Source organism: Bacillus sp. B2-WWTP-C-10-Post-4 (assembly GCF_009183805.1).
In the GTDB taxonomy this organism is placed as follows: Bacteria; Bacillota; Bacilli; order Bacillales; family Bacillaceae_G; genus Bacillus_A; species Bacillus_A cereus.
The window spans coordinates 76760-91965 of sequence record NZ_WEII01000004.1 but is presented as its reverse complement, the minus strand read 5'-3'; the positions used below and the strand labels follow the sequence as shown (position 1 = coordinate 91965).

Below are 15206 nucleotides of genomic sequence, written 5' to 3'. Positions count from 1 at the left end.
GTAGGCAGGATGGAAACTAAAGTTATAGAAGAGGTATGTTATAAAGTTTTAAAAATATATGGTTAATTATTATGTAGTTTTTTAAGTGAGATTTTGATTGTAGTATTTCTTATGTGATTCATTAAAAAGGCTAAAAGAATATAAGAGATTTATCGCAGTGTTTGTACTGCCTATCCTGCTATTTGCCGGGCAGTAAGATCATCACTGATTAAAGTTTCATTTTATGTATAAAATTGTGATAGCTTTTACACTGTGTTTTGAATTTTTACAACGCTGACAGTATTAAAAATATAAAATAATTAGGATGATTATATGCATATTTGGATACTAACAAATTGGCGGAAATATTATAATCTAGAAGAGAAGAGTCATCGCATGGGACTACGAGTAAAATTCGATAAAGATGTTGATCATGAAGTGAGAAGAGCGATTAAAGAGTTTTGTAAATGGATACGCCGAGAATATTTTTTTCCAATTAGAGTACCTATTTATGTGAAATCTTCATATAAAATAAAGGCGATGGATGGTGAGTTGGTCTATGGTACTTTCTTTGAACCATTTGATCGAAATGATGAGCCGTATATTCGTATTTCGACAGGAGATTATTACGATGAGCTAGAGAAAAGAGGGAAAGATGACGCTTTGGGAGGATATTTGTTTACTATTGCGCATGAACTAACACATTATTTTCAATGGATTAATGATATAAGACTAACGAGAATTGGATATGAGAGGCAGGCTACTATATTATTGATGAGTATAAAGAAACTAGAGAGCATCCGTGAAATAGAAACTTTATGGATAATTGGAAGTATGATAATTAGCAATGGGCTTGAATGAATGCCCTAATATTTAGGGGCTATCCGGGATTAGATATCTGAGTTATTAAACAAAAATAAGTGTGGGTAATACGCTTTGACGAAAAGGTGTGTATATGAAATTTTATAACGCAGTATATCTTATAATTTCTTATGATGATGAGATATTGAAAGAGAGGTACGAAAATGCAAGATAATGTACTGGAACAATTGATAAAGAGTCTCTCGGTATTATCCCTTGAAAAAGAACACGAAATAGCAGCAGTTGATTTACATGATATATATGAGAGCACTGAAAGATTCGAACAATTACTTGAAAATATTATGAACTCACAACAGTCTAAAGAAGAATTAATAGATGCGCTAATTGAAGTGGAGATAGAATTAGATCACATCAATTGGCATTACAAAAGCTTGAAGAAAAAGTTGGAAATATTGATGAAAGATTAAAAAGCACACCCTTATCTAAAAAGATAAGGGTGTGCTTTTTTTAATTTCCTTGCGGAGAAACAAGAGTAAATGTATCTTTCAAATCACTATCATTTATTTTAATATTTGCCTTTTTTAATTCCTCTTGTAACAATTTTTTGCTGAATACAGGATCAGCAGTACGTTCTTCCTCTAAGTTTTTGCGAATAGAGTTTTTTACTTCATCGTAAGGTTTTAAATCTTTTTTATCAGTTAATTTAATAACGTGATAACCGTTTGATGATTTTACGGGATTGCTAATTTGTCCAACATTTAGTTTGTAGGCAGCCGTTTCGAATTCAGGAGCCATTGTACCTGAATTGAAGTATCCAAGGTCTCCGCCTTTATCTTTTGATAGTAGATCTTGTGATTCTTGTTTTGCTAATTCTTCAAATGAAGCACCAGCATCTAGTTTACTCTTTATTTCTTTCGCTTCATTTTCGTCACTTACTAAAATGTGACTCGCTTTAATTTCTGGCTTATAGTGGTCTTTTACGTCTTTCTCTGTAATGCTTTTCTTAATCGCTTCATTCATAGCAAGTTTGAACTTAATTTGATTTTTAAAATCCTCTTCATCTTTTAAACCATTATTTTCTAATACTTTTTTGAATTGATCTCCATATTGTTTTTTTACTTTTTCTACTTCTTTATTTACCTCTTCATCAGGTACTTTATATTTTTTTGTGATGACGTCTTGTGCCATCATTTCGTATAGCATGTCTTTTCCGTAACGATCTTTCAATTGTTTTTCGAAGTTATCCTTTGTAATGGTCGAGTCTGTTGCTGTAGCGACTGTAGCTGAGCCATTTTTTTGTTCGCAAGCAGATAGCATCAATATACTTATTAGTGCAGTAATAATGAAAATATGTTTCCCTCTCATGCCAACACCTCATCCGAATATGTTATCGCTATTGTAGAATATAGAAGTGAACATGAAGTGAATTTTTAATGTTTTTTTCCTTTAAAATGTAAAAAAGTACATCAACATAATTGTTGATGTACGATGGAATCAAAGGTGATCGGTCTTTTTAGAGTATGCACGTTTACCTTGCTGAATATTTTTTTGCTCTTGCTCATTTTTTTGTGTGCGTTTTGCGTTATTATCGCGTGCTTTTTTGTCGTTATCACTCGTATGTGGCATATGTATCAACTCCATTTCTAAACGTTGTACGTTTATCATTTCCTTTTTCGTAAAGACTATGTATAGCGGTGCATTTATGAAGAGTAAAGGTGGATTCGAAATGGATTTGAAGTTGAATTATACTGAACTTATAAAGAAGTTAATCGTTGTAATCATCGCAGGTTTATTAAACGCGATTGGGATGAATTTATTTTTAACGCCAGCAAAAGTGTATGCGAGCGGCTTTGCTGGATTGTCTCAATTATTATCACAAATATTAGGTGATTTTTTATCGATTCACATATCTACGGGAGTATTGTTTAGCTTATTTAATATTCCTGTCGTTATTTTAGCGTGGAAAAAGGTTGGAAAGGCCTTCACCTTTTTCAGTTTTCTTTGTGTTATATTTATGACTTTGTTTCTAGAGATCATCCCTGTTAGAGCGGTTTCGAATGATATCATATTAAATGCGATTTTTGGCGGGATTATTTCGGCAATTGGAGTAGGGATTGCTTTAAAGTGGGGTGCTTCTACAGGTGGATTAGATATTATCGCCATGATTTTATCAAAAATAAAAGATAAGCCTGTCGGTACATACTTTTTCTTTTTTAATGCAATTATCATTATCGCTGCTGGCTATGTATATGGATGGGAAAAAGCGTTGTATACGCTAGTGACTTTATATGTATCAACGAGAATTATTGATGCAATTCATACTCGTCATGTAAAGATTACAGCATTAATTGTTACGAAGAATGGGGCAGACGTAAGAAAGGCGATTCACTCGCGATTAGTAAGAGGGATTACAACGATACCAGCAACAGGTGCTTATACGAATGAAAATAAAGAAATGTTAATGATGGTTATTACCCGTTACGAGTTATACGAATTAGAGAGGATTATTAAACAAGTGGACCCAGGTGCATTTACAAATATACTGCAAACAGTTGGGGTGTTCGGATTGTTTCGGAAAGATTAAAGAGGACCAAAGTTGGTCCTCTTTTTTAATGTAAATTCGTGATGTTTTGCAATTGCTCTTGCATTTCACGGAGCTGAACTTTTTCAGCAGTTGAAGAGTTTGCGTAAGCGGATTGCAAAGCATTTTTTGCTCTATACACGAGATCTTGTTGCTCAGTACCGCTTGAACAAGATACGGCATTTTCAACAGCATCTCTAGCTTGTTGGAATAGTAAGTTCCCCATTTAAACCCCTCCAAAAGAAGAGTTACTTCTTGCTTTTTCTGCCTCAGCTAATGTACCTCTGTACGGGAATCTTGCATCATGCTTCATAACAGCATCGGCTCCTTGTTGGATAAAACGTTTTGATTTGTTCTTTTTACCCATTCGAAAAACCCCCTTTATTTAGCTGAAAACAATCGACGCAATGTCTCATGCGTCTACTTATAGTATGGACATTTGGCAGGAAACTATAAGTAGGGAATTTTTAGATTACAACCCAAGAACCTCTTCTAAATATAAAGCAATACCATCTTCTTCGTTCGTTAACGTCGTATGGTTTGCGAGTGATTTTAATTCAGGGATGGCATTTCCCATTGCGATGCCGTGACCAGCAAATTCAATCATTTCAAAATCATTATCTTCATCACCGAAAGCGATAATTCGCTCTTGTGGAATGTTGTAATGACTAGAAATTTTTTGTAATCCAACTGCTTTATTTAATCCGCTTTTCACAATTTCAATAATCGGCCAAGGTGCGCCCCATTTTCTATGGTCGATTACTTCCGCATGCATATCCGTTAAATGTTGACGAATTGCAGTAGAATGCTCGTCATGTGCGTCAATTAATAAGCAAGTTGGATGATCGTTTAAAATATTTAATAAGTCTCCGGTAAAAATCTTAGGAGAGCCGAATTCGAAAATATGTTTTTTATCTTCATCAATTTCACGAACATACACATCGTCCATTACTTCCGCGTATATATTTTTTACGCCAAAATCAAAGCAAGCTCGGACAATTTCTTGCGCTGTTGCTAGCTCAAGAGGAGAGTGATGTGTTCCCCAGTTTGAATCAAGAGGATGATGTACGTAAGCGCCGTTAAAGTTTACGATAGGTGTGTTAAGATCAAGTTCTTTATAGTAATCGTAACTAGCACGGAATGGACGTCCTGTTGAAATAACAACAATATGTCCCTGTTCCTTTGCTTTTGCAATTGTATGTTTCGTTCGAGTGGAAATTATTTTGTTGTCTGTTAATAAAGTGCCGTCTAAGTCTAATGCGATTAAATGTTGTTTGTTCATAATTTCACCTCTTATAATAATTTTTTTGTATCTATCTGTATTTCCGTTTTTAATATGCAGAAATAAGAGGTTAGACTCGGTGGAATCACCATAGATGGAAATTTCACTATATATCCATCTTACGTCTCAAAGTGCTGTGGTGTCTACTATTTATCGTTGGAAATTAAGAAAAGTCAACATCTTTTTAGAAAGTTCAAACAATGTTTCTTTCATTATGTACAAATTGTGAAAAGGGTTACATTGCTCGTGTGATGAGGCATATAATGAACATGTAATCTTCTCGTATATGTTTGACTCTCCTTTGAAACTAGCCTAGAGTAGGTTGGTTTCTTTTTTTTCTACAAGTAGGAAAGAAATCCCTGCTTACGCTTGTGTCATTCATATATATGTACAAGAATGAGATGTAGTACTGTTTCCTAAACATGACAGAAAAGCTTTCTTTTAAAATGGATATACTAATGAGGCAAGACGTCATGGAAGGAGAATGAAGATGGGACAAAATCGCAGGTTTCGTTCTGGACAAAAAGCGCCGAATGATGGCATTTACGTAGAAATTGGTGAAACGGGAAGTATGGTGAAAGATCCGCAAATGGTGAAATTAACTGCCGGTGAAAAGTTTCCGGATAACACGAATCATAACCGCCAGTGGACATATAAAAGAAAACCGTAACAGAAGCCGCAATCATTATTGCGGCTTTTTTGTCGTTATACATTGTAATTTCATTTACCGTATTTTTTAGCAGTATAATGAATGCTCTCTTTTTCTTTTTCAAATAATAAGTTTGAAAATACATAGGTAAAATTATTGTATAAAAAAGTCAGTTGGCGTATAATCAAATCAAAGGTCAAAGAAAGTCAAACTTTTGGAGGGCTGTAAAGATGGACTTAAATCAAATGACAACAAAAACACAAGAGGCGATTATGAGTGCCCAATCTTTAGCGGTATCTCATCATCACCAAGAGGTGGATACTGTTCATCTATTACTTGCATTATTAGAAGAGCAAGATGGATTAGCAGTACGTATATTTCAAAAAATGAATGTTGATATAGAAGCATTAAAGCAAGGTGCAGAAAGTTTAATTAAAAAGAAACCTTCTGTAACGGGGAGCGGTGCAGAAGTTGGAAAATTGTATGTAACGAGCGCTCTGCAACAACTGCTTGTAAGAGCAGGGAAAGAAGCAGAAAAACTGCAGGATGATTACATTTCAGTAGAACATGTATTGCTTGCTTTTTCTGAAGAAAAAGGCGATATAAATCAATTATTTACAAGATTGCATATTACGAAAGATAACTTATTACAGTCTTTAATGACAGTTCGGGGGAATCAAAGAGTGACTAGTCAAAATCCAGAAGCAACTTATGAAGCGTTAGAAAAATATGGCCGTGATTTAGTGGCGGAAGTGAGAGCAGGGAAAATCGATCCTGTAATCGGCCGTGATAGTGAAATACGACGTGTAATCCGTATTCTTTCACGTAAAACGAAAAACAATCCGGTTTTAATTGGGGAGCCAGGTGTTGGTAAAACAGCAATCGTTGAAGGATTAGCACAGCGTATTGTGAAAAAGGATGTACCTGAAGGATTGAAAGATAGAACGATTTTTGCGTTAGATATGAGTGCACTCGTAGCAGGTGCGAAATTCCGTGGTGAGTTCGAAGAACGTCTGCAAGCTGTATTAAATGAAATTAAAAAGAGTGAAGGACGCATTTTATTATTCATTGATGAACTTCATACAATAGTTGGAGCTGGTAAAACAGAAGGAGCCATGGATGCAGGAAATATGTTAAAACCGATGCTTGCGCGTGGTGAACTGCATTGTATCGGGGCGACGACGCTCGATGAATATCGCAAATATATTGAGAAAGATCCAGCGCTAGAAAGACGTTTCCAACAAGTATTAGCAGAAGAACCAACTGTTGAAGATACAATTTCAATTTTACGTGGATTAAAAGAACGCTTTGAAATTTATCACGGTGTAAATATTCATGACCGTGCGATTGTAGCAGCGTCAGTTTTATCAGATCGATATATTTCAGATCGATTCTTACCTGATAAAGCAATTGACCTTGTTGATGAAGCGTGTGCAACAATTCGTACAGAAATCGATTCTATGCCAACAGAATTAGATGAAGTAACGCGCCGCATTATGCAGCTGGAAATTGAAGAAGCGGCTCTTGGAAAAGAAACGGATCGTGGTAGCCAAGAGCGTCTAAAAACATTGCAACGTGAATTATCGGATTTAAAAGAAGTTGCAAGTGGTATGAGAGCGAAATGGGAGAAAGAAAAAGAAGAAATTCACAAAGTTCGTGACTTACGTGAACATTTAGAACGTCTGCGTCGTGAATTAGAAGAAGCAGAAGGTAATTACGATTTAAATAAAGCAGCCGAACTTCGTCACGGAAAAATTCCAGCAATTGAAAAAGAGTTAAAAGAAGCGGAAGAAATGGGCGCGCATAATAAACAAGAAAATCGTTTATTACGTGAGGAAGTAAGTGAAGAAGAAATTGCAGATATTGTTTCACGCTGGACTGGTATTCCTGTTGCGAAACTCGTGGAAGGTGAACGCGAGAAATTATTACGCTTAGAGCAAATCTTATCAGAGCGTGTCATCGGACAAGAGGAAGCAGTAAGCTTAGTGTCAGACGCAGTTCTTCGTGCTCGCGCTGGTATTAAAGATCCGAACCGCCCGATTGGTTCTTTCATCTTCTTAGGACCAACAGGTGTTGGTAAAACAGAACTTGCAAAAACGCTAGCCCAGTCTTTATTCGATAGTGAAGAGCAAATGATTCGCATTGACATGTCTGAGTATATGGAGAAACACGCAGTGTCACGCTTAATTGGTGCACCTCCTGGATATGTAGGATATGAGGAAGGTGGTCAATTAACTGAAGCGGTAAGACGTAAACCATATTCCGTTGTTTTATTAGATGAAATTGAAAAAGCACATCCAGAAGTATTCAACATTTTATTACAAATGTTAGATGATGGGCGCATTACAGATTCGCAAGGTCGTACAGTGGACTTTAAAAATACAGTTATTATTATGACTTCAAATATCGGATCTGCTCATTTACTAGATGGATTAGAAGAAGATGGTTCGATTAAAGAGGAATCAAGAGACCTTGTAATGGGACAATTAAGAGGACATTTCCGCCCTGAATTTTTAAACCGTGTTGATGAAATTATTTTATTCAAACCTCTTACAACGAATGAAATTAAAAGCATTGTTGATAAAATTGTAAAAGAACTACAAGGTCGTCTAGCTGACCGTCACATTACAGTAGAATTAACAGATGCAGCAAAAGAATTTGTTGTGGAAGCTGGTTTCGACCCAATGTACGGAGCTCGTCCATTAAAACGATACGTACAACGTCAAGTGGAAACGAAATTAGCACGAGAATTAATTGCAGGAACAATTACTGACAATAGTCACGTAGTTGTTGATGTAGAAAATAACGAATTAGTCGTTCATGTGAAATAAAAATAAAAAAAGAGTTCGGATAAAATCCGGACTCTTTTTTTTAGTGTTGTTCTACTGGCTCGTTTGGAATTGCAGCTGAAATTGCGAGTACTAACACAGCAAGAACAACTGAGAAAATAGACGCTTGGTTAAAGTCGTATGTACCACCAGTCATAGAGCCGATTACATAGCTCATCATATGTACAAGTAAGAACGACCAAATTAATGCCCAAATGAAACGCATATTTTACACCTCTATTCGTTCAATCTGTCCTTATTGTAACACAATTGAAAAAAGAATATAGAAAAATATTTGTAGATTTTTCAACGCAAATTTGCATTCCGTTCATACATTATAAAAGAGTGGTTTTATATGTTTAGAAAATAAGGCGGGGGAAAAATGAGTATTACGGAACGTTTTTTTTACTTAGAAAAAGAACCATGTGTCATTTATTTACCGGAGAAGCCAAATGGATTTTCTGTAATGCTTCTTGGTGATTACAACTACTTTATTGAGAATGGTACAAGTTTATGGACACAGCATGCGGGTAGATCTTATTTTTTACATGGCCTTATTGAGCAAGGCTACACTGTCTTTTCTTCTAATTTATACGGAAGACATTGGGGAAACGACCAATCTGTTCGTCTAGCAAAACGTTTATATGACGTTGTGTTGAGAAAAGAGACATTGAATGCGAAAATGCACATTATGGCAGATGGTATGGGAGCACTTGTAGCACTTGAAATGATGAACAAATATCCTGAGTGTATACGCTCTGTCATTATGTTAAATCCGTGTTTAGATTTACCAGAATATGTGGAGTTTGAGAAAGAGCATAAGTTTTTTTACAAGAGACTGGTGAAGGAATTAAGTTTGGCGTATGATTCCAAAGAAGAAGAATTAGAATTAAAAATAAATAAGAAATCATTTACGCTTCTTCCATCTTGTGTACCTGTCAAAATTTTCGTATCAACACAAGAAAAAAGAGGAAGAAAACAGCAGTTGCGTAGATATGAGAAAATGAGGCAACTAAATCAATGTGATACTTCTGTCTTGTTCCATCTGCAAGATGTGAAATATAAAATGGTTAGGCAAACGACCGATTTCTTTAAAAAATATGAAGAAGAATTATGAAGCTCCCATATACATAAATGAGGAGCTATTTGTTTCAGAGGGAAAGGGTTGGTGGTATGGAACGCGTGCTGATAATAGGTGCACTTACGTTTGTAGGTTATCACCTTGTAAATAAAATGATTGCAGAAGAAGTGGAAGTCTATGGTCTTGATTTTGATGAATTCGATAGTATGACCAAAATTAATGAAGAGAAGTTATTATTAATTGGGCGAAATGCGTTATTTACGTATTATTCGATAAGAGATGAAGATGGATGGAGATCGGTTGAGGAAGAGAGATTCGATACTGTTTACTTTTGCTTATATGAGCCAAATCAGCAAAGTGGATTTCGGAATGAAAGAGTCATATTACAATATTTAAAGCGAATTATAAGAATGTGTGAAGAACAAAAAGTGAAGTTAAATTTAATTTCTTCTATTGAAGTAGGAAGTACAGATGAATCCGAAAATAAGCGCCTATTTTTGAAAGTAGAAGAAGGATTGAAAAAAGGGAATTTACAATATAGTGTATTTCGAGTTCCAACATTATATGGACCGTGGCAACCGTCCTTTATGATGTTTCATCAGCTTATTTTATCAGAATTAGTTGAAAAAGAGTGCCGTTGTACGATTGAGGAAAAGGGGAATGATTTACTTTACGTTGAAGATGTATGTGAATACTTATGGGAACATGGAACGAACGGGGCGCATCTTGGTATATACAATTTACTTAGTGGTAAACAGTCATTATGGGAAAAAGGCATGAATCTTTTACGCGCGGATGATAAAGTAAATAAAAATAATAGCGAAGTAAGAGATGAGGCTATCGAAGTAATTTCGATAAAAAGAAATACTCCGTTAGAATACGGTTTAAATAAGCAACTGGCACACATGAAAAAATATAAAGAGTTATACGAAGGGTAGTACGCGTGTTACACTATTGTATGTGAAAGTTTTAATGGAGAGGAAGAGTATAATATGAACGAAAAAAGCATGCAGTTTTTACAAATCGCAATGAAGCATTTACCGGAAGCAAAGGCAATTTTAGATGATAATGGAATTGCACTTGATATGGAGAAGGCACAGCCGGTGTTAGAGTTGTTAATGAAAGTTATGAACGAGGCTTATGAGCTCGGGAAAGCAGATAAAGAATAAAAAGCATCTTTTTAAGGTGGAAGAGAGGCCCGAACCGTGGATAGAAGCGGTCAGGGCCTTTTTTATTCTCGCCTGGGGGAAAACCAGAGATATGAAGAGGATAAAGGAAAAGTAGTGAGGAGAACTCTCTAGTTTAGAAGGAAAGCAGATAAAGAATAAAAAGCATCTTTTTAAGATGGAAGAGAGGCCCGAACCGTGGATGGAAGCGGTCAGGGCCTTTTTTATTCTCGCCTGGGGGAAAAACGGAGATATGAAGAGGATAAAGGAAAGGTAGTGAGGAGAACTCTCTAGTTTAGAAGAAAAGCAGATAAAGAATAAAAAGCATCTTTTTAGATGGAAGAGAGGCTCGAACCGTGAACAGAAGCGGTTTGAGTCTTTTTATATTTGAGAGGTATGTTTCTATTTCTTTTAATGAAAAATAACGTGAATAATACGTTAGCTTTCTGTTTTATGCGAAATATATTCTAGACAAAAATACATTTATGTTTTAAAATTAGTACCAAGTCATAATAATTGATATAAAACGGAGGGCTGCGATGTGAACGTGGGCATTTTAGGGATCGGAAGATATGTGCCAGAAAAAGTAGTCACAAATCACGATTTAGAGAAAATAATGGAAACATCCGATGAATGGATTCGTACGAGAACGGGAATTGCAGAAAGACGCATTGCCGATGATACAATAGATACTTCATATATGGCCGTAGAGGCTTCTAAAAAAGCACTTGAAGATGCAGGAATTAGCGGAGAGGATATCGATCTTATTTTAGTAGCAACAGTAACACCAGATCGTGCTTTTCCAGCAGTTGCTTGTGTCATTCAAGAAGCGATTGGAGCGAAACATGCAGCTGCAATGGATGTAGGTGCAGCATGCGCTGGTTTTATGTACGGAATGATTACAGCGCAGCAATTTATTCAAACGGGGACTTATAAAAACGTATTAGTAGTTGGTAGTGATAAACTATCTAAAATTGTAGACTGGAACGATCGAAATACAGCAGTACTATTTGGAGACGGAGCCGGTGCTGTCGTAATGGGAGCCGTTTCAGAAGGTAAAGGCGTTCTATCTTTTGAATTAGGAGCAGACGGAAGTGGCGGCAAGCACCTTTATCAAGACGAGTATGTTATGATGAATGGCAGAGAAGTGTTTAAATTTGCCGTTCGTCAACTTGGTGATTCTTGTCTTCGCGTTTTAGATAAAGCTGGTCTTACGAAAGAAGATGTGGATTTCTTAGTACCGCATCAAGCAAACATTCGTATTATGGAATCTGCAAGAGAGAGGTTAAATTTACCACAAGAAAAAATGAGTATGACGATTGAGAAGTTCGGTAATACATCAGCTTCTTCAATTCCGATTGCAATGGTAGAGGAATTGCAAAACGGACGTATTCAAGATGGTGATTTAATTATACTTGTTGGTTTTGGCGGCGGATTAACATGGGGAGCAGTCGCTCTTCGTTGGGGTAAATAAGGACTGAGAGAAAAAAAGGAGTGTATTTTGTATGGAAAAAAAGAGGGTCGTAATTACAGGACTAGGAGCTGTTACACCGGTCGGAACAGATGTTGAAACAGCGTGGGAAAACATTAAAAAGGGTGTATCTGGAATCGGGCGACTTACAAGAATTGATCCAGAACTATTTCCAGCAAAAGTAGCAGCGGAAATTAACGACTTTGAAGTCGAGAAATATATTGATAAAAAAGAAGCGCGCCGTATGGATCGCTTTACACAATATGCAGTAGCAGCAGCGAAAATGGCAGTTGCAGATGCAAAGCTTGAAATTACAGAAGAAAACGGACCTCGAATTGGTGTATGGATTGGATCTGGTATTGGCGGTATGGAAACATACGAAGAACAATTTAAGATTTTTACTGAGAAAGGCCCACGCCGCGTGAGCCCATTCTTCGTGCCGATGATGATTCCAGATATGGCAGCAGGTCAAGTATCAATCGCAACAGGAGCAAAAGGAATTAACACTTGTTCTGTAACGGCTTGTGCATCTGGTGCAAACTCAATTGGTGATGCATTTAAAGCAATTCAGCGTGGTGATGCTGATGCAATGATTACAGGCGGAGCAGAAGCACCGCTAACAAGTATGGCATTCGCAGGATTTAGCTCAGCGAAAGCATTAACATTTAATGAAGACCCAGCAACGGCTTGCCGTCCATTTGATAAAAACCGTAGCGGTTTCGTAATGGGTGAAGGCTCAGGTATTTTAATTCTTGAAGAATTAGAGCACGCATTAGCGCGTGGTGCTCACATTTACGCGGAAATTGCTGGTTATGGTGCAACTGGAGATGCGTTCCATATTACAATGCCTGCTCCTGGTGGGGAAGGCGGAGTGCGTGCAATGCGTCAAGCTTTAGCTGATGCAGGCCTACAGCCAGAAGATATTGATTACATTAATGCGCACGGTACAAGTACTGATGCGAATGAAAAATATGAAACGATGGCAATTAAAGAAACTTTCGGCGAGCACGCGTATAAAGTAGCGATTAGCTCAACGAAATCAATGACAGGTCACTTATTAGGAGCAGCTGGTGCTGTTGAAGCGATTTTCTCTATTAAATCAATTACAGACGGAGTAATTCCTCCAACAATTAACTATGAGACACCAGATCCAGAATGTGACTTAGATTACGTACCAAATCAAGCGAGACACCAAGAAGTAAATGCAGTATTAAGTAACTCATTAGGATTCGGTGGTCATAACGCAGTGTTAGTATTTAAATCGTATAAATAATCGATGAAATAAGGAGTTTTTTCGTAATAGATTGCGAAAAAACTCCTTATTTATTTTTACGCCTTTTTCTCCTGTAGCATATACATAAGAAAAAGGAGGGATAAAGATGGGGATTGTTGAAACAGCTGAATGGCTACATTTATATTATGGGCGGCCAGAAAAACTTTGTGAGAAATTTACGAAGTATATTCCGTTGCCAAAAGAAAGGTTGTATCGCTTTTTAATTTCAAAAGGGATGTATCGCCCGATCATGCGCGGAGAAAAGGAAATTAAAGAATTAGAGGAAAAGGAAATTTGGAAAGAATTGAGCCTGGAGTATGATAAACTGAAAAACTGGTTAAAAGGTCCAGATGTCCCTGTCTTTATTTTATTATCAGATTCCTATAATCGAACTGTACAAGAAGAGTATAACGGTAGGGCTGGATTATCTATGCGTCATGTTATTTTCTTATTCGTATGTGGACGGAATTCGGTAGAAGAATTAAAAGTGTTATTAGCGCATGAATATCATCACATATGCAGGTTACATCAAATTGAGACGAAAGAAACAGAATATACATTACTTGATACGATGATTATGGAAGGGCTAGCTGAACAAGCAGTAACAGAAAGGTATACAGAAAAAAACAATGCACCGTGGACGGCGTATCTTTCAAAGGAAGAGGCTATTTATTATTGGAAAAATATTGTACATGAAAGAATAAGTATAAAACGAGGAACAAGGGAACATGACATCTTATTAAATGGCTTTCACTCTTATCCGAAGATGCTTGGCTATGCGCTTGGATTTCATATTGTCAAAGATTGTGTAACTTTGGAAGGAGAAGATACACTTTCTTTATTATCTATAGATGCAAAAGAAATATTGAATAAAGCAAGTACATTTCATATATAAAAAAACAGGAGTTCTATTTCCTGTTTTTTTAGTATTAATAGAAGAAAAAATAATAATTAGAATATATTTCCTAAAGTGGAATAAAGTTAAGCAAAAATGAACATAATGATTGGTACAAACAGTAGTGAAGTGAGGGGTAGTGAATGTTATATCTACATGATGTATGGGTAAATTGGTTTGAAGGTGAAGAGAATGGGTATAACGTTTGTCATTTTTACGAATGGCGGAAAGATGATACGATTGAGCTATTAGATCAAGTGCCATTATTAAAAGTAGATGCCACATTATATCATTACATCGAGAACGAATTGTTAGAGCTTCCGCAAAAAATGCTGGAAGACGTACATCATAAGGCTTATATTCGTAAAAATCATGAACGTTTGCAGCAAGAGTATTGCTTTGTTGTTACAGATGGGAAAGGCATTATTGCCATTGACACAATTGGTTACAATGTACCAATTCGCAAAAGTAGACTTATACCACGTCAAGAGCAGATGGTATATGAGATGGTAGAAAACGTACAAGCAGAAAAGTATGAGTTCCAAGTAGAAGAAACAGAAAAAGAACATCATATTTTATCACCATCGCCTTTCATTATGAATGGCTTGACTCGTAAAGAAAGACAGCTAAAACAATTATTATTTATGGCGTTAGATCAATTACATACAACGAAAAACACAGCAGAAATTCGCTATTGGTTCACAGAGTGGGATCCATCAGCATATGGAATGGTTCAACATATGGAATTTGAAGATATTTGGGCTAAGCTGTATGATGAAGCGAAAGCTGGCTGGTCTGATAAGCACGAACAATTATGCGAGCGTCTCGTAAAAGGACAGCCATTTTTTGAAAAGTTATGGGAAATGGAAAATGAGCAAAAGGTAAATTAAAAAACCGCCAATTGGCGGTTTTTTAATTTTGTAGTAATCTAGCTCCAGCGGCAAGAATGTTCGGTGGCTTCGCGCCTTCCTGCGAGGCAAAAAGCGCCTCTACGTCAGGAGCTCCATCCCCCTCACATTCTAAACGAGCCGCTTCCGCTTTATATGTAATCTAGCTCCAGCGGCAAGAATGTTCGGTGGCTTCGCGCCTTCCTGCGAGGCAAAAAGCGCCTCTACGTCAGGAGCTCCATCCCCCTCACATTCTAAACGAGCCGCTTCCGCTTTATATGTAATCTAGCTC

The 15206-nt window shown here is 36.7% G+C and carries 18 protein-coding genes; 12 read left to right on the top strand and 6 right to left on the bottom strand.

Features of this window, described 5'->3' with window-relative positions:
* Window positions 1-312: 312 nt before the first annotated feature.
* Both GBN78_RS04030 and GBN78_RS04025 read left to right on the top strand, forming a co-directional pair.
* Window positions 313-840 carry a hypothetical protein gene (locus tag GBN78_RS04030; RefSeq protein WP_226798462.1) on the top strand — a complete coding sequence of 176 codons (528 nt, stop codon included), beginning with the start codon at window positions 313-315 and terminating at the stop codon, window positions 838-840.
* A gap of 164 nt (window positions 841-1004) precedes the next feature.
* Window positions 1005-1268, top strand: a complete 264-nt coding sequence (locus tag GBN78_RS04025; RefSeq protein ID WP_001153798.1) for a hypothetical protein — start codon at window positions 1005-1007, stop codon at window positions 1266-1268.
* 40 nt (window positions 1269-1308) lie between these two features.
* Here the strand turns inward: GBN78_RS04025 and prsA are convergent, their stop codons facing one another.
* Together prsA and GBN78_RS04015 are read right to left on the bottom strand one after the other, a co-directional pair.
* Window positions 1309-2166 (bottom strand): peptidylprolyl isomerase PrsA, encoded by an 858-nt coding sequence (gene prsA, locus GBN78_RS04020; protein WP_001214202.1) that lies wholly within the window; start codon window positions 2164-2166, stop codon window positions 1309-1311.
* A 129-nt stretch (window positions 2167-2295) separates the two neighbouring features.
* Window positions 2296-2427: a DUF3941 domain-containing protein gene (locus GBN78_RS04015; protein WP_001120851.1), complete on the bottom strand. Its 132-nt coding sequence runs from the start codon at window positions 2425-2427 to the stop codon at window positions 2296-2298.
* A 100-nt stretch (window positions 2428-2527) separates the two neighbouring features.
* Here GBN78_RS04015 and GBN78_RS04010 point away from each other — a divergent pair, with 100 nt between their 5' ends.
* Complete coding sequence (locus GBN78_RS04010) at window positions 2528-3385, top strand: YitT family protein (RefSeq protein ID WP_000364431.1); 858 nt, start codon at window positions 2528-2530, stop codon at window positions 3383-3385.
* A 25-nt stretch (window positions 3386-3410) separates the two neighbouring features.
* Here GBN78_RS04010 and GBN78_RS04005 read toward each other — a convergent pair whose 3' ends face one another.
* The 3 genes from GBN78_RS04005 to GBN78_RS03995 form a co-directional block, all read right to left on the bottom strand.
* The gene (locus GBN78_RS04005) at window positions 3411-3608 is read right to left on the bottom strand and encodes a DUF3813 domain-containing protein (protein ID WP_000527407.1); all 198 of its coding nucleotides are present in this window, start codon (window positions 3606-3608) and stop codon (window positions 3411-3413) included.
* Entirely contained in the window at window positions 3609-3749 is a 141-nt protein-coding gene (locus GBN78_RS04000; protein ID WP_000516816.1) for a hypothetical protein, read from the bottom strand. It abuts the gene before it with no gap.
* A gap of 105 nt (window positions 3750-3854) precedes the next feature.
* Window positions 3855-4664, bottom strand: a complete 810-nt coding sequence (locus GBN78_RS03995) for a Cof-type HAD-IIB family hydrolase (protein WP_001041232.1) — start codon at window positions 4662-4664, stop codon at window positions 3855-3857.
* 490 nt (window positions 4665-5154) lie between these two features.
* Between GBN78_RS03995 and GBN78_RS03990 the strand changes: the two genes are divergently transcribed.
* Window positions 5155-5334 carry a YjzC family protein gene (locus tag GBN78_RS03990; RefSeq protein WP_000531421.1) on the top strand — a complete coding sequence of 60 codons (180 nt, stop codon included), beginning with the start codon at window positions 5155-5157 and terminating at the stop codon, window positions 5332-5334.
* Window positions 5335-5543: 209 nt separating this feature from the next.
* Window positions 5544-8144 (top strand): ATP-dependent chaperone ClpB, encoded by a 2601-nt coding sequence (gene clpB / locus GBN78_RS03985; protein ID WP_000365404.1) that lies wholly within the window; start codon window positions 5544-5546, stop codon window positions 8142-8144.
* Between the two features lie 40 nt (window positions 8145-8184).
* On the opposite strand, the gene GBN78_RS03980 is transcribed toward clpB, so the two are convergent.
* Window positions 8185-8367, bottom strand: coding sequence for a YjzD family protein (locus GBN78_RS03980; protein ID WP_001211116.1), 183 nt, complete (start codon window positions 8365-8367; stop codon window positions 8185-8187).
* 156 nt (window positions 8368-8523) lie between these two features.
* Between GBN78_RS03980 and GBN78_RS03975 the strand changes: the two genes are divergently transcribed.
* The 7 genes from GBN78_RS03975 (at window position 8524) to GBN78_RS03945 (ending at window position 14917) form a co-directional block, all read left to right on the top strand.
* Window positions 8524-9258, top strand: a complete 735-nt coding sequence (locus GBN78_RS03975; RefSeq protein ID WP_000028714.1) for a lipase family protein — start codon at window positions 8524-8526, stop codon at window positions 9256-9258.
* A 29-nt stretch (window positions 9259-9287) separates the two neighbouring features.
* Complete coding sequence (locus GBN78_RS03970) at window positions 9288-10160, top strand: NAD-dependent epimerase/dehydratase family protein (protein WP_001986101.1); 873 nt, start codon at window positions 9288-9290, stop codon at window positions 10158-10160.
* Between the two features lie 54 nt (window positions 10161-10214).
* Entirely contained in the window at window positions 10215-10391 is a 177-nt protein-coding gene (locus GBN78_RS03965; protein ID WP_001986215.1) for a ComZ family protein, read from the top strand.
* A gap of 538 nt (window positions 10392-10929) precedes the next feature.
* On the top strand, window positions 10930-11862 hold the full coding sequence (gene fabH / locus GBN78_RS03960) for a beta-ketoacyl-ACP synthase III (protein ID WP_152126977.1): 933 nt from the start codon (window positions 10930-10932) through the stop codon (window positions 11860-11862).
* Window positions 11863-11893: 31 nt separating this feature from the next.
* On the top strand, window positions 11894-13132 hold the full coding sequence (gene fabF / locus GBN78_RS03955) for a beta-ketoacyl-ACP synthase II (protein ID WP_000412656.1): 1239 nt from the start codon (window positions 11894-11896) through the stop codon (window positions 13130-13132).
* 106 nt (window positions 13133-13238) lie between these two features.
* Window positions 13239-14027 (top strand): DUF2268 domain-containing putative Zn-dependent protease, encoded by a 789-nt coding sequence (locus tag GBN78_RS03950; RefSeq protein WP_000513275.1) that lies wholly within the window; start codon window positions 13239-13241, stop codon window positions 14025-14027.
* A gap of 143 nt (window positions 14028-14170) precedes the next feature.
* Entirely contained in the window at window positions 14171-14917 is a 747-nt protein-coding gene (locus tag GBN78_RS03945) for a YjbA family protein (RefSeq protein ID WP_050252206.1), read from the top strand.
* Window positions 14918-15206 lie beyond the last annotated feature (289 nt).

Excerpts from the sequence above, each read along its gene's own strand:
- GBN78_RS04030 (WP_226798462.1), top strand. The coding sequence starts at position 313 with ATGCATATTTGGATACTAACAAATTGGCGGAAATATTATAATCTAGAA.
- GBN78_RS04025 (WP_001153798.1), top strand. The coding sequence starts at position 1,005 with ATGCAAGATAATGTACTGGAACAATTGATAAAGAGTCTCTCGGTATTA.
- prsA (WP_001214202.1), bottom strand. The coding sequence starts at position 2,166 with ATGAGAGGGAAACATATTTTCATTATTACTGCACTAATAAGTATATTG.
- GBN78_RS04015 (WP_001120851.1), bottom strand. The coding sequence starts at position 2,427 with ATGCCACATACGAGTGATAACGACAAAAAAGCACGCGATAATAACGCA.
- GBN78_RS04010 (WP_000364431.1), top strand. The coding sequence starts at position 2,528 with ATGGATTTGAAGTTGAATTATACTGAACTTATAAAGAAGTTAATCGTT.
- GBN78_RS04005 (WP_000527407.1), bottom strand. The coding sequence starts at position 3,608 with ATGGGGAACTTACTATTCCAACAAGCTAGAGATGCTGTTGAAAATGCC.
- GBN78_RS04000 (WP_000516816.1), bottom strand. The coding sequence starts at position 3,749 with ATGGGTAAAAAGAACAAATCAAAACGTTTTATCCAACAAGGAGCCGAT.
- GBN78_RS03995 (WP_001041232.1), bottom strand. The coding sequence starts at position 4,664 with ATGAACAAACAACATTTAATCGCATTAGACTTAGACGGCACTTTATTA.
- GBN78_RS03990 (WP_000531421.1), top strand. The coding sequence starts at position 5,155 with ATGGGACAAAATCGCAGGTTTCGTTCTGGACAAAAAGCGCCGAATGAT.
- clpB (WP_000365404.1), top strand. The coding sequence starts at position 5,544 with ATGGACTTAAATCAAATGACAACAAAAACACAAGAGGCGATTATGAGT.
- GBN78_RS03980 (WP_001211116.1), bottom strand. The coding sequence starts at position 8,367 with ATGCGTTTCATTTGGGCATTAATTTGGTCGTTCTTACTTGTACATATG.
- GBN78_RS03975 (WP_000028714.1), top strand. The coding sequence starts at position 8,524 with ATGAGTATTACGGAACGTTTTTTTTACTTAGAAAAAGAACCATGTGTC.
- GBN78_RS03965 (WP_001986215.1), top strand. The coding sequence starts at position 10,215 with ATGAACGAAAAAAGCATGCAGTTTTTACAAATCGCAATGAAGCATTTA.
- fabF (WP_000412656.1), top strand. The coding sequence starts at position 11,894 with ATGGAAAAAAAGAGGGTCGTAATTACAGGACTAGGAGCTGTTACACCG.
- GBN78_RS03950 (WP_000513275.1), top strand. The coding sequence starts at position 13,239 with ATGGGGATTGTTGAAACAGCTGAATGGCTACATTTATATTATGGGCGG.
- GBN78_RS03945 (WP_050252206.1), top strand. The coding sequence starts at position 14,171 with ATGTTATATCTACATGATGTATGGGTAAATTGGTTTGAAGGTGAAGAG.